11 protein-coding genes are annotated in these 14,195 nt (G+C 54.7%); 9 read left to right on the top strand and 2 right to left on the bottom strand.

The window, feature by feature from the left end; all coding sequences use genetic code 11:
• Positions 1-1,125: 1,125 nt before the first annotated feature.
• Both AP059_RS01365 and AP059_RS01360 read right to left on the bottom strand, forming a co-directional pair.
• Complete coding sequence (locus tag AP059_RS01365) at positions 1,126-1,824, bottom strand: hypothetical protein (protein WP_059761549.1); 699 nt, start codon at positions 1,822-1,824, stop codon at positions 1,126-1,128.
• Positions 1,821-2,663 carry a hypothetical protein gene (locus tag AP059_RS01360; RefSeq protein ID WP_059761548.1) on the bottom strand — a complete coding sequence of 281 codons (843 nt, stop codon included), beginning with the start codon at positions 2,661-2,663 and terminating at the stop codon, positions 1,821-1,823. Before AP059_RS01360 ends, AP059_RS01365 begins: the two co-directional genes overlap by 4 nt.
• Before the next feature lie 767 nt (positions 2,664-3,430).
• Between AP059_RS01360 and tssB the strand changes: the two genes are divergently transcribed.
• The 9 genes from tssB (at position 3,431) to AP059_RS01315 (ending at position 14,174) form a co-directional block, all read left to right on the top strand.
• Entirely contained in the window at positions 3,431-3,979 is a 549-nt protein-coding gene (gene tssB / locus AP059_RS01355) for a type VI secretion system contractile sheath small subunit (RefSeq protein ID WP_059761547.1), read from the top strand.
• Positions 3,969-5,468, top strand: coding sequence for a type VI secretion system contractile sheath large subunit (gene tssC / locus AP059_RS01350; protein WP_059761546.1), 1,500 nt, complete (start codon positions 3,969-3,971; stop codon positions 5,466-5,468). Before tssB ends, tssC begins: the two co-directional genes overlap by 11 nt.
• Positions 5,469-5,493: 25 nt before the next feature.
• Positions 5,494-5,976: a type VI secretion system baseplate subunit TssE gene (tssE, locus tag AP059_RS01345; protein ID WP_059761545.1), complete on the top strand. Its 483-nt coding sequence runs from the start codon at positions 5,494-5,496 to the stop codon at positions 5,974-5,976.
• Positions 5,976-7,808 carry a type VI secretion system baseplate subunit TssF gene (gene tssF, locus AP059_RS01340; RefSeq protein ID WP_059761544.1) on the top strand — a complete coding sequence of 611 codons (1,833 nt, stop codon included), beginning with the start codon at positions 5,976-5,978 and terminating at the stop codon, positions 7,806-7,808. Before tssE ends, tssF begins: the two co-directional genes overlap by 1 nt.
• The gene (gene tssG / locus AP059_RS01335; RefSeq protein WP_059761543.1) at positions 7,772-8,842 is read left to right on the top strand and encodes a type VI secretion system baseplate subunit TssG; all 1,071 of its coding nucleotides are present in this window, start codon (positions 7,772-7,774) and stop codon (positions 8,840-8,842) included. The genes tssF and tssG overlap by 37 nt, the downstream gene beginning before the upstream one ends.
• Positions 8,839-11,433, top strand: coding sequence for a type VI secretion system ATPase TssH (tssH, locus tag AP059_RS01330; protein ID WP_059761542.1), 2,595 nt, complete (start codon positions 8,839-8,841; stop codon positions 11,431-11,433). Before tssG ends, tssH begins: the two co-directional genes overlap by 4 nt.
• A 79-nt stretch (positions 11,434-11,512) precedes the next feature.
• Positions 11,513-12,124, top strand: coding sequence for a type VI secretion system lipoprotein TssJ (gene tssJ, locus AP059_RS01325; RefSeq protein WP_165599906.1), 612 nt, complete (start codon positions 11,513-11,515; stop codon positions 12,122-12,124).
• The gene (gene tssK / locus AP059_RS01320) at positions 12,121-13,464 is read left to right on the top strand and encodes a type VI secretion system baseplate subunit TssK (RefSeq protein WP_059761540.1); all 1,344 of its coding nucleotides are present in this window, start codon (positions 12,121-12,123) and stop codon (positions 13,462-13,464) included. The genes tssJ and tssK overlap by 4 nt, the downstream gene beginning before the upstream one ends.
• Positions 13,461-14,174: a DotU family type IV/VI secretion system protein gene (locus tag AP059_RS01315; RefSeq protein WP_059761539.1), complete on the top strand. Its 714-nt coding sequence runs from the start codon at positions 13,461-13,463 to the stop codon at positions 14,172-14,174. The genes tssK and AP059_RS01315 overlap by 4 nt, the downstream gene beginning before the upstream one ends.
• Positions 14,175-14,195: the final 21 nt, after the last annotated feature.

Below are 14,195 nucleotides of genomic sequence, written 5' to 3'. Positions count from 1 at the left end.
AGAGACCCTCAGTGCCATTGAAATTTTCCAGCAGTAACTCTTGAAACTCCAAAGTGGGTGTTGTTAGTTTGATTAAACGGCGGTTTTGGGGCGCAAATATTGATTCCAGGTCCATTTGTGCGAATCCTAGGTGTTTGGGCTGTGTGACGTTGGTCTTTCAAATGTGGGGGAGGGTGCCATGGCTCTTACTTGAAAATCCATTGCACACTACGACCTATCCATGAGGCGTTTCTCAATTCGCGGATTTCTTCGAGATTGCAGAAGGTTAAAACGATATTTTCTTTCTTCTGGTGCTGCTTTAGTTGTTTTAGCCCGGAAACAGCATTGCGCATATAGTAAAAGATGTACGCGCAACCAATTAGCGTTGACACTCCGAAGAATAGGAAGGAAAACTCGAATTTTTCCAGATGCAGAAATGTTACAGATATTAATCCTGTGCAGGCTCCGACTATCACGAAATGCTTGCGTGGAGATAAAACGGTTTTAGGGTATGTTGTTTTAACTCGCGATCCACTGAGTGTAAAAGGAGAATTGAAATGCTTTCGAGACCGAGCATGGAAGTACTGAGTGGCGTGTACTGCTGGGGAAATCAAACCAATAAAAAAAGACGTCGTGAGAGAAGTGATTAAATATTTGTTGATGAGGGCGAATGTGATGATGTATGAGAATGCGAAAAAGAAAATGAGTATCAGGCACAACATAAACGATATGCAGTTGGTGACGCTTTCGGTGATGTAAACACAGTGAAAGTTTTTGATTAATAGCAATTCAATTAATGCTGCACCTAGGAGGTGAAGTTCTGAGGGTGATAATATTAAAGGTATTGTCCCAAGTGCGCAATATGCGAAGGTGGCGCTATGGAGGTTATGTAGAAAGTATTGCTTGTCAGTGCGGATCATCGTGTCGTTCCTGTCAATGCATCAAAGCTAAGATAAGGAGCGCCTAAAGTCATGGGCGCCATCATCATGGTCACACCCGTAAGCTATATATTTAATCCAGAACCAATAAAGATGCGAGCCACAAAACGGTATGTGTTTGTCTCAATCATTTGCTCGCTCTATTGACTGGTTGATATCTAAGAATGTTAATTCTTCACATTTTCGGAGATTGGCAGTAAAGTGACATTCACATAAATAATTTCTGCATAATTCGGCCAGTTAAGCTGGATCTTCGCAAATTGTGAATTTGCTCCATGTTTTCGAATAGTAATTGCGTTTTAGTACTTGACTCATGTGCCCTTAATTTTCGAAATCCAGAGATTTTCTCCCGATTCTGGTAAATGATAAATATGTTGGCTCCGTAGGCAAACCATGTTGCTATGGCATGCGGAGAGGGATAGCGAATGATTAAAGGGGTGAGTGCTATGCATATTGCCACTATCACTAATGTATCTTGTTTGTTGATTGGGGCAGGTTCAGTCACTTCAACTCGGCGTCCGACAATTTTAAATGCGTTGCCTGGCTTGCATCCGAGAGCAAAGATGACATATAGGGCTAATGTTAAAATGGTTGGCAGGCTTGCTACAAAAATAGATTGCTTGGCGGTAAATCCAAAGGAATGATGAAATGTTAACGAGATCGACGCAAATACTAACATTGAGCAAAAATTAATCATGTTCCATAGAGTGAATGTTGCATATTCTACGAATCGCTCGGTGATGTAGGCGCAGCGTACATATCTGAATATTGCCCAGATTATTATTGCTATGTAGGGGATTGATAGCAAACTTGGATCTAGTGATGTGATCATCCCGCCCAGCAACAGGTAGACTAATACGGCAGATCTTAGTCGTATCATAAAGTAGTCAATGTCGGCATAAGTCATAGGTATGACTCCGTGATGAAATCACCCAGTCCGGTGCCCCATCCCGTTACCCCATCGCTCATCAAGCTGCTCACAATTATTGTTGCAGCTATCCCTAGGCTGATGACAACTATTGCACTTCCACCAATCAGCACGCCTGCTGCAGCACCAAGAATAATTCCACCTATAATCGTTGGTTGACTATAGGCGGATTTTCGTAGGAACTCATTGAGGCTTTCTGCTTCAGCAGCATCCAGCATCGCTTGTGGCGCCATTGTCAAAATTGCGCTAGGTCCTCCCGTGAGGTAACGACCCACTCCGCGCGATGAGTAATTGTTATTACTTACACGTATTCTTTTTCTAAGCGATTGAGCGGCGTGATAAACGGGTAGGTGAATAATATTGGCTGCATTCCTAGACCCAAGTTTATACATTTTGGCCCGCGCGTTAGCGGGTATCTCAAAATGCAATTTTCCCTGAAGCCTAATGAGCTTGATACGGTTCTTAAAGGCTCGTTTGGCTGAAGTGGTTCCGGCAGCCCCGCGAGAAGATGCCCAGTTCAGCAATTGCTTTTTAAGGCCTGGTGGCACATCCAGCAACTCGGACATCTTTGCGCTTTTGAATGAAGCGTGGGCTAAGGCCGATAATGCCGCTGTAGTGCTAGGCAAACTAGAGAGGGAGAAGAGCGCCGGTCCAATCACCGGAATCGATTGCGCCTTCTGATGTAGCTCCTTAACTTCACGCACCGTGACATATCCTGCAACTTTTACCTTTGAAAGTAGATAACTCAGGTGCAACGCCATCTGTTCGTGCTCTTGAGCGTCCAGTCCGTTATCCGGATCCCTAAGCGTTGCCACCATGAAGTGCGCCGCGCTCAGTTCGTCAGTCGCGTAAAGCCACTAATAGATATGCTTGTAGGTAACTGGCGCTCAGCGATTACGCTTGGCCAAGGCAGTGTGCCATGCCCCAGTAACCCACTATGCGTGCTCTCACCCAGCGCGTCATTCACCGAGCAGGGATACAGTCTATTGCTCATCCTTAAGTCCCTGTAAACGCCTTTGCGCGAATGTTTCGGCCATGTGCATTAGTGATGCTCTTGAAGGGATTTACTTGCAGTTGAAGTCGCAAAGGAGACCTTCTTGAAAAACGCTTGTCAAGCTAGGAAATTGTAACGAGGTGAACTATCTGTACTGCTTTTTGTGAAAAATCCACCTTGTAAAAAAGAATATTTTTTTGAGGTTTCTGCCTAATCCCACAAACTAGAGCGGCTGGTGTGTAAGGCGGCTCGCGTGGGCAGTATGGGGACGATCAAACTTTTTCAGAAAATTGCCTTTACATAAAAATTAAAACGCTGTTGATCGTGGGGGTATTCCTTCAATTCAAATGGAAATAGGCTACTTGAGAAAGTAACAGGTCTGATTGTGCGTGCTAATTCAGCCAGTTACGGTGTGCGACGTTTGATGAGGCGCTTTGAGTCGCTTCGGTTGCGTTAGTTCAGCATCCGATAGTTTGCAAAAGTTGTGTGTTTGCGCTTGTGCCAGCTTGGTCAACATCGCAATTTCGCAGAAGCAAGTTCCGCTGCGATGTAGGACTAGAACGGATGAAAAACGATTAAGGAGTTCGCCAAATGGCAAAGATGGAAAGCACCCAGCACAAGCTCGACCGCATCCGTGCGCCGCGTGTGCAGATTACTTATGACGTTGAAGTCGGAGATGCCATCGAGCAAAAGGAGCTGCCGTTTGTAGTGGGCGCGATGGGGGACTTCTCAGGGCATCCGTTGGAGCCGCTGCCGCGTCTGAAGGACCGTAAGTTTGTACTCATCGATCGGGATAATTTCAACGGCGTGCTCAAGGGCATCAAGCCTCGGTTGAGTTATCGGGTCGACAACAGCCTGGCCAAAAACGGTACACAGCTGGGTGTCGAGCTGAACTTCAATGCGATGGATGACTTCGAGCCGCAGAATGTCGTCAAGCAGGTAGAACCGTTGCGCAAGCTCCTGGAATTGCGTAGCAAACTAGCCGATTTGCGCAACAAGATGGGGGGTAACGACAAGCTGGAGGAGATGTTGCAAGCGGTTATTCAGGACCCTGCAAAGCTCCAGGCGTTGGGTCAAGAGTTTGGGCGTCAGGGGCAGGCTAGTTCCGTCGCTGCGCAGGGAGCCGATCATGACTGCTGATCCGTCACTCAATGCGCAGGCCACCCAGCAGCAGTTGGAAACAACTGCACCACAGACATCCTTGCTGGACAGCATCATCTCCGAAAGCCGTGTAGCCCGTTCCGAAACCGAGCGTACGCGTACCCGTGACCTCATTGGTGAGTTGGTCGGGCAAGTGCTTGAGGGTGCGGTTACACCCAGCAAGGATTTGATGGCCGTGCTTGATGCGCGCATCGCCGATATTGATGCGCTGTTGTCCGAGCAGCTCAACGAAATCATGCATGCCGATGAGTTTCAGCAATTGGAGGCGTCGTGGCGCGGGCTGAAATACCTGGTCGACAACACCGAAACCAGCACCACGCTGAAGATCAAGCTGCTCAATGCTTCGAAGCGGGATCTGGTGCGCGACTTGAAAGCCGCCTCTGAGTTTGACCAGAGTGCCTTGTTCAAGAAGGTGTACGAGGAAGAGTACGGGACCTTTGGCGGTGCTCCGTTTGGCATGTTGATGGGCGATTACAAGTTCAGCCGTAGTCCAGAAGACATGTATCTGCTGGAAGAGATATCGCATGTGGCGGCCGCCGCTCATGCCCCGTTCATCTCGGCAGCCTCTCCTGAAATGTTCGGTTGGGACTCGTTCACGGATATGGCGGGCCCTAGGGACCTGGCCAAGATCTTCGATACGGTCGAGTACACCAAGCTGAAGTCCTTTCGGGCCAGTGAAGATTCACGTTACACCGCGTTAGTTCTCCCGCATGTCTTGGGACGCTTGCCTTATGGGCCGGATACCGTGCCGGTTGAGTCGTTCCTCTTCAAGGAAGACGTCGACGGTCGTGACCACAGCAAATACTTGTGGGTCAACGCAGCCTATGCGTTGACGACCCAGGTTACCCAGGCGTTTTCGCGTTATGGCTGGTGTGTCGCCATTCGTGGCGTGGAAGGCGGTGGCCTGGTTGAAGGATTGCCCAGTCATACCTTCATGACCGATGACGGCGAGGTGGCGCTCAAATGCCCAACGGAAATCGCCATCACCGACCGACGTGAAAAAGAACTGTCGGATCTCGGGTTCGTGCCGTTGGTACACCGCAAAGACACCGACCACGCAGCGTTCTTCGCCACACAGTCGATGCAAAAACAGAAGCAGTACAACACCGATGTCGCCAACGCCAACGCCAGGCTTTCGGCGCAGTTGCAGTACATCTTCGCCACCTCGCGCATCGCTCATTACATGAAGGCAATCATGCGCGACAAGGTTGGAAGTTTTGCCTCTCGCCAAGACGTGGAGTCGTTCCTCAACACCTGGCTTTCCAACTATGTGTTGCTGGATGACACCGCCAGCCAGGAAGCCAAAGCCAAGAACCCGCTACGCGAAGCCCGTGTCGAGGTGTTTGAAGTGCCGGGTAAAACCGGCGTCTATAAGTCGGTGAGCTTCCTGCGCCCCCATTACCAACTGGATGAGCTGACGGCGTCATTGCGTCTGGTCGCCGAATTGCCGAAATCCACCCGCAGTTGATCTGCGCCGGTGCCAGGATGGCCTCATGAATACGCCTGCTAGATTCTTGCCAACCTTGTTTGATCGGTTGAGTGACGAAGCTCCACATCAGCCGGTGGAGGGCCGTACACAGCGGCTCTATTCGCTGGCGGATTACACCGCCAGCCTGGTACGCGACCTGGAAACTCTTGTGAATACGCGGCAGAACATGCGGCCACGCTCATTGGATGCGTTCCCTCAGTTGCGCGGCTCGTTGCTGGAGTACGGTTTGCCCGACTTCACCAGCAAAGGGTTGCTCAACCCGCAGGATCGCACGCAGATTCGGCTGCAACTCAAGCAGGCCATCGAGACCGGTGATCGTCGCTTTCGTCAGGTTCGCGTTCAGCTCCTGGACTCGCTGGCGCAACAACGCCAACTGACCTTTCGTGTAGACGCTTTGCTGCGTTTGCCCGAGACCACGCGTAAGGTGTCCTTTGATGCCGTGTTGCAGGTCAATACTCAGGCTTACACCGTGCAGAATTTGAACTGATGCATAGCGATCTGTTGCCTTACTACGAAAAGGAATTGTCGCACCTGCGTACCCTCGGGCAGGAATTTGCGCGCCAGTATCCGAAGATTGCCTCACGGTTGTTGATGGACGGTGACCAATGCGAGGATCCGCATGCGGAGCGCCTGATTGAAGCGTTTTCGTTTCTCGCAGCGCGCGTGCACAAGAAGCTCGATGACGATTTTCCGGAAATCGTCGAGGCCTTCCTGGAGGTGATGTACCCGCACTACCTGCGACCGACCCCCTCATTGTCGATTGTCGAGTTCTCTGCCAGCGATAGCAGTGCTGTCACTGACGGCTACTGCATCGAGCGCCATAGCCAACTGAAATCCCAAGAAGTTGATGGCATTTCGTGTCTGTTCCGCACGTGCTATCCCGTGACGATTTGGCCTGTCAGGGTAACCGACGCGACATTTCTGGAACTTGAGCGTTCGGCTTTCAGTAGTCGCACGACCGAGCACCAGGCGCGTTTGCGTATCAGCCTGAGCACCACTACGGATACGTCTTTCGGTGATCTCGCGTTGCAGCCGCTGAGGTTTTTTATTGATGGTGAAAGCACCCTGACGCTTCACCTCTATGAGCTGTTGTTCAACAACGTGGCCCGGCTGACGCTGCTGTTTACCGAAGCAGGGCAGCGGCGCGAGGTTGTACTGCCACTGAGTACGGTGAAGACGGTCGGGTATGCCGCTGACGAAGGCTTGATTGACTATTCTGAACGCTCCTTTCTGGGCTACCGGCTGCTGCACGAGTATTTCACCTTTCCCGACAAGTTCATGTTCTTTGACCTTGAAGGGCTGGGGAGTGTGTTGGTCGGGAAGGCCGTGCATGCGGTGGAGGTCAACCTGTACTTCGCCGAATATGATGTGCCGGAGCGGCTGACCCGGCTGGCACAGAACGTCAATGCCGCTCATTTCAAGCTCAACTGTGCGCCGGTGGTCAATCTGTTCCGCCAACAGGCGGAGCCGATCAAGCTGACTCACACTCAGCACGAGTACCCGGTGGTTCCGGATGGTCGCCAGCATCGCTACGCCGAAGTCGTGTCGATTGAACGGGTTGTGCGAGTCAAGGAAGCCGGGCGGCGGCAGCAGATCGAGGTGTGCCGACCGTTTTTTGAGCCGCGTGATTCGCTGACTGAAGGCGATAGCTATTGGATCGCGCGACGTCGATCTGCAACCCACGCTCAACAAACTGGCACTGACCTGTCGATTCGTTTGGTGGACCGGGAGCTGGAGTTGATTGACAGCGCCGACGACACCCTCAGTTTGACGTTGACGTGCAGTAATCGCGACTTACCAACCTTGCTGCCCTATGGCGGCACGGGGAGCGATTTCTTTCTTGAGCGCGACTCGGTGGTGCAGCGTATTCGCTGCCTGCGTAAACCCACGCCCTCCGTGCGCTTGCCACAGGGCAAGGGACTGCTGTGGCGTTTGGTGTCGCATTTGTCACTCAACCATCTGTCATTGGCTCACGACGGACGCGACGTTTTGCTGGAGCTGCTGAGCCTTTACAACTATCGGCAATCCTCGGCGTTGCAAAAGCAGATCAACGGCATTGTTTCGTTGCGCAGTGAGCCGACAGTTGCGTTGGTTGGCTATCCCCGGCCTGGCGTGGTGCGTGGCGTGGGCCTGACCTTGGAGCTGGATGAAAGCCAGTACATCGGAGGTGGCGTGTTCCTGTTCGGCCAGGTGCTGGACCATTTCTTCGGGCTGTATTGCTCGCTCAACAGCTTTACCCAACTCACCCTGCAGTCTCGCCAACGAGAAAAGAGAATCGTGCAATGGCCACCAAGAACCGGCGCTCAAGCCCTGGTCTGATCGATCAGGCACGGTCACAGCCGTACCGGTTTGAGTTCTTTCAACTGGTGCGTTTGCTGCGACTTCATTACAGCAAGACGGGACGTACCGATCCTGAAGCACGCCCCCATGATGATCCGCTGCGGTTTCGTTCGCTGCTGTCGCTGAACTTCCCTGCCAGTGATGTCAGTGATCTGCGCTTTGAACGACCTGAGCTCACCTCTTTGGCGGGCTTGCCGCTGTCCGAGGTGCAGGTCACGTTCATGGGACTCGTGGGACCTTGCGGTGTATTACCCAGGCCCTATACCGAAATGTTGATGGCCCGTCACATGCAAAACCGCGATGACGCTGGGCACGCCTTTCTGGACCTGTTTTCTCATCGCATGACGGCGCTGTTCTATCAGGCTTGGCAGAAGTACAAGTTCCATATCGAGTACGAACGCAAGGGGCGATCGGACTTTGACCGCTATCTGCATACGTTGTTGGGAGTAGGTGATCGAGTTCAGCTGAACCCATCGGAAAAATACGGTGCGGCCTTGCCACGGGATGTGTTCAGTTACTTTTCCGGCCTGCTGGCCCAGCAGCGGCGCACGCCGCAGAACCTGGAATGCATGCTTGCTTACTATTTCGCCGTGCCCTGTGCCGTGAAGAGCTTCGTGGGGCGCTGGCTGCCATTGCCGACCACACAACGCAGCCAATTGGGACGTCGCAACGCAGTGCTGGGGCGTGGCGCAGTGATGGGCCATCGCGTCTGGGACTATCAGTCCTGCCTTCGCATTGAGCTGGGGCCTCTCAGTCTGGAGGAGTACCAGCGGTTTCAGCCCGGTACCAATGATTATCACAAGCTAGTGCAGCTGGCGCGCTTCTACATCGGCGCCTTCCTGGACATTGAAATCGCACCCTTGTTACGCGCCGACGCGGTACCCCAGGCACGTCTGGGGCGAAGTGGCCTGCTGGCCTTGGGCTGGTTGGGCTGGCTGAAACGTCCTGCACGGGAAACCACTCCTGATCGATGCGCGATTTTTCGTATTCCTTATGAGGGCACGCTGCTGTGAACCTGAAGACCCTGTTTGCCAAACTGAATGACCTTAGTCGCTGTGCCACTGAGGATGCCGCCGCGTTGTGCTTTAACGAGCGTCACTACGACGTGGAAGTAGAGCATGTGCTGCTGCAACTGCTGGCCATCGATGATTGCGATGTGCGTCCTATCCTGCACCACTATGAGGTCGTTACAGAACGCTTGCAGGCTCAGTTGCGCGCCGCCCTGTCTGGCTTCAAGGTCGGCAACACACGTACGCCAGCGCTGTCGCCGCAGATTGCACGATGGATTGAACGGGCTTGGGTAGTGGCCTCCATTGAGTACGGTCAGGATCGTGTGCGTAGCGGCCACCTGCTGCTTGCCTTGCTTGATGACCAGGAACTTCGACGCTGGGTGCTGGCTTCGGCAGCGGAGTTGGAAAAGGTTCATCCGGATGATTTGCGTAATCGTCTTGTGCAACTGATCTCAAGCACCTCGGAGGCTGTTGCCCTTGAGCAATCAGGCTCCACGATGGCGACCGCAGCGGGTAAAACGCCCGCTTTGGACCAGTACACCGTGAATCTGACCCAGGGTGCCCGGGAAGGCCGAATTGATCCGGTGTTGGGGCGCGATCAGGAAGTGCGCCAGATGATCGATATCCTGACCCGTCGGCGGCAAAACAACCCCATCCTGACCGGTGAAGCGGGGGTGGGTAAAACTGCCGTGGTGGAAGGGCTGGCGTTGCGCATCGCCCTGAGCGAAGTACCGACCGTGTTGCGTGAGGTGGCCATCCATACCCTCGATTTAGGACTGCTGCAGGCGGGCGCCGGAGTGAAAGGTGAGTTTGAGCAACGGTTGAAAGCCGTGATTGACGAAACCAAGCGCAGCCTGCATCCGATCATTCTGTTTATCGATGAAGCCCATACCTTGATCGGCTCTGGCGGCCAGGCCGGCCAGAATGACGCCGCCAACCTGCTCAAGCCAGCACTGGCGCGTGGCGAGTTGCGCACGATCGCTGCCACTACCTGGGCCGAATACAAGAAGTACTTTGAGAAGGATGCGGCGTTGGCGCGTCGCTTCCAGGTCGTCAAAGTTGAAGAGCCTGATGAAGCGCACGCGGTGATCATGCTACGCGGACTCATGGAGAAAATGCAGGCGCATCATGGTGTCGCCGTACTGGATGAAGCGCTGATCCAGGCCGTGCGCCTATCGAGCCGCTACATCAGTGGGCGACAGCTGCCAGACAAAGCAGTGAGCGTGCTGGATACCGCCTGCGCGCGCGTAGCGCTGGCGCAATCCACCCCACCGGCGGCATTGGAAGACTGTGTTTCGCAGCTTGAACAATTGACCCATGAGCGCGTGCTGTTGGAACAGGAGGCACGCACCGGGGCAACGCATCAGCGCCGGCTCGACGAATTGACGCAAGCGACGACGCTGACACAGCAACGTTTTGAGACGTTGTCCGAGCAGTGGCAACGTGAACGGGTACTGGTTGAGGAGGTAAATGTGCTGAGCGCGCAGTTGCGCCAAGCGACCGATCCCGGCAGTACGGATGCCTTGGTGCGCTTAAAGGGACAACTGGCAGAAGTTCAGGGCGATAAGCCGTTGGTCCACGGCCAAGTCGATGGCGCCGCCGTCAGCGAAGTAATTGCCGGATGGACAGGTATTCCACTGGGCACGATGTTGCGCGATGAGATTGGTACGGTGCAACAGCTGCCCCAACTGCTAGCCGAACGGGTGCTGGGGCAGGGCCACGCGCTGGAAGCAATCAGCAAGCGTATCAAGGTTTCACGGGCGCATATGGAAGACCCTGACAAACCAATCGGTGTCTTTTTACTGCTCGGCCCCAGCGGGGTGGGCAAGACCGAAACCGCGTTGGCCTTGGCCGATACTTTGTATGGCGGTGAACGCAATCTGATCACCATCAACATGTCCGAGTACCAGGAAACCCACAGCGTTGCCACGCTCAGAGGCTCGCCGCCGGGGTATGTGGGCTATGGCGAAGGGGGCGTGCTGACCGAAGCCGTGCGGCGAAAACCGTTCAGTGTGGTGTTGCTCGATGAGGTTGAGAAAGCCCATCCGGATGTGTTGGAGCTGTTTTTCCAGGTGTTCGACAAGGGCGTGTTGGACGACGCCGAAGGGCGCTCTATCAATTTCCGCAACACGCTGATCCTGCTCACCTCCAACGTGGGGGCCGACCATATTCTGCGTACTTGCCACGACGTCTCCGTATTGCCCAGCCCTGAACAACTTATCGCGGATCTACGGCCAGAGTTGCACGACGCCTTTAAACCCGCCTTTTTAGGGCGACTGCAAGTGGTGCCATTTTACCCGGTGCAAGACGCCGTGCTTGAACGCATCGTCGGTCTCAAGTTGGCCCGTATCCGTCAACGCTTCGAACGTCATTACCAGGTGCCTTTGCACATTGCCGAGATTGTGCCGAAGACGTTGGCGTCGCGCTGCACTGAAGTGGATAGCGGTGCCCGCAATATCGACAACATTTTGAACGGCACCCTGATGCCGGAGTTAGCCAGTTGCGTGCTGGAGCGCATGGCTCAGCAGTTGCCCATCCATCGCGCGGATATCAACGTCAATATCCATGGCGAATGTGTGGTGAGCCTTAGTTAGCAACGGCTGCGCAGGATGTTCTTGCTGCAGCTCTTAATACGGAAATTGTGAGGAAACTATGTACCGGATAGGAATCTTGGTGCTGCTCACGCTCGCCCTGAGTGCGTGCGGAGTGACCGATCGTGCAGGCAAAAAAATGGGCGGCTCGTGGATGAACGACATGATGTTCAGCAGCCCTGATCGCCTGCGCATGACCATCGATGGCGGCAACCTACTGAATGTGGGGGCAGATGGGCAGCCGCTGTCTGTTGTCGTGCGGGTGTATCAGTTATCCCGATTAGAGCCGTTCGCCGCAGCCAGTGCGGATGCCTTGTGGGGCGCGCCGCAACAGACGCTGGGCTCGACGATGTTGAATGCACGCGAACTGACCGTTCTGCCCGGCATCGGCCAGATCGAAAACTGGCCGTTGGGCGATGCCACTCGCTTTGTCGGGGTTGCGGCCTTTTTCCAGGGGCTGTCCCGACAACCGTGGAAGATCGCGTACGCGGCGGATTCGTTGCGCAAAGATGGCCTGTGGTTTTCTCCGGACGGTGTGCGTGTCGTGCTCGATGGCTCGGGGGTGATGGCTGCCCGTGGGGTCGATGTGCTGGATGAGGTCGCGCAATGGCGAGATCGAGGCTCGGAGACTGCGCGGGTGGAGGCTGACGGGGATGATCTGTCATCGACGGCGTCAGGTGAGGCTCCGCTATGAGCCAGCACAATCAGGTCATGTGGTACGAGGGCATGTTCATGCTGCCCCAACACTTCCAGTATCAGGACGCCTTTCATCAGCATCAACAGGCTCAGGCCACGTTGCGAAGCACTCCGTTTTACTGGGGGGTGCAGGCACTGTCTGTGGATGGTGACGCATTGGCCGAAGGGCGATTGCAACTGACGCGTCTGAAACTGGTATTTCCCGACGGTACAGCCTTCGACGCGCCGCAGCACGACCCGCTGCCGCTCGCCCGAGACTTGAACGTGTTGTTCAAGGAAAAACACCTCAACGTGTATGTCGCGTTGAGGTTACTGCAGCCAGCCGGTGCCAATTATCAGGATGAGGCCATGACGCCTCAGAGTCCGCGGCGTTTCTGCAAACGATTCGACGCCTTGCCTGATCTGAACGAAGGTGAGCTGGTGAGCGAGATCACCCGGCTGCGTTTGAATGCCGTGATGTTGGTCGAAGGCGATGACCTCGACGGCTACACGGCGTGTCCTTTATTGCGACTGGTGCGGGACACCACGGGCGGTTTGCGTTGCGATGAGCAGTTTGTACCGCCCTGTTTGCACCTGGGCGCCCATCGTACGCCCCTGGTGATCGGCAAACGCCTGCTTGCAGCGCTGCACGGCAAAAGCCAGATGCTGGGGGCGCGGCGGCGCGAGCGCGGTGATCAAGTCGCGGAGTTCGGAAGCAGCGATGTCACCTTGTTCTGGTTGTTGAACACGGTGAACCGTGCCTACCCGGAACTGGCTCATCTGCTCCAGCATCCAGGCGTACACCCGGAACAACTGTATCTCTGCCTGGCCGAGCTGGCCGGCAGTTTGTTGACGTTTTCCTTGCGCGGTGAACTTGGCGATCTCCCGGTTTATGACCACCAGGATCCTGCGTCGGGATTACTGAAACTGGACACGCTGATCCGTGAGTTGCTGGACAACGTCGTGCCCAACCAGTGCATCGTCATCGACTTGGAGCAGAACAAGCCTTCCTTCTACACCGGGCGATTGCGCGATCCTCGGTTGGCCAATGCGGACTTCTATATCGCCGTCCATGCCGATATGCCCGGTGCGACGTTGCTGGAGCTGGTGCCCCGTGCGTTCAAGGTCGGTGCTCCGGAAGAAATTGAGGTGGTGGTCAATGCTGCCATGCCTGGCGTGGTGCTCAACCCGGTTTCGCGGCTGCCGAGTGCGATTCCTCTGCGTCTGGATAACCACTATTTCGCGATTGAACCCCAAGGCAAGGTCTACGAACGGATGGTGGCTGCTCAGGCTATTTGTTTCTACGTCCCCAATGCTTTCAAAAACCTAAAGCTTGAACTGATGGCGGTGCCCAAATGACCTTTGCACAGACCTTGGGCGTTGTTGCCGCGCCCGCAGAAAAACTCTTGATGAAGGACCTCATCCGCGATTTTTTGTCCATGGCCTTGTTGATCCGTCGCGGCAGTCAGGCGCAGGAGGTCACCCAGTTTGTCCGCAGTGTGGAGCAGTTCTTCACTGGCCTGGAGCACGATGCCCGAGCCGCCGGCTACAGCGTCGAGCAAGTCAAGGACACGCAGTACGCACTGTGCGCCTTCCTGGACGAGAGCGTATTACGCGCGGGTGAAAGTCCGCTGCGCTCACATTTCGAAGTACACAGCTTGCAGTTTCAGTATTTCGGCGTGCACCTGGCCGGTGAGGGCCTGTTCGAAAAACTGACGCAACTACGTGAGGACGTAAAAGGTAATCGCGGTGTTCTGGAGGTTTATCACTTGTGCCTGGCGCTGGGTTTCGAGGGTCGGTACAGCCTGGAACAGAAAGAGCAGTTGGCTTACATCGCCAACAGCCTGGGGCAGGACTTGGCCAAGGGACAACAGGTACCGCAGGCGCTGTCACCGGACTGGGCGTTGCCGGACCAAGTCTCGCATCTGCTGCGCTACGAAGTGCCGATGTGGCTGTATGTGGCGCTGTTGGCGGCAGGCTGCGGCATCGTGTTTTGGGTACTGCGTTGGTTGCTTGAACGCGACGTGGCGTTGCTCGCCGAACAACTCACTCGCCTGTTCGGCGTTTAGCCTCAGTCGACACTTCAGGTC

Origin of the sequence: Pseudomonas sp. TAA207 (assembly GCF_001529285.1) — a bacterium.
GTDB lineage: Bacteria > Pseudomonadota > Gammaproteobacteria > Pseudomonadales > Pseudomonadaceae > Aquipseudomonas > Aquipseudomonas weihenstephanensis.
This window is presented reverse-complemented; position numbering and strand designations above follow the sequence as displayed.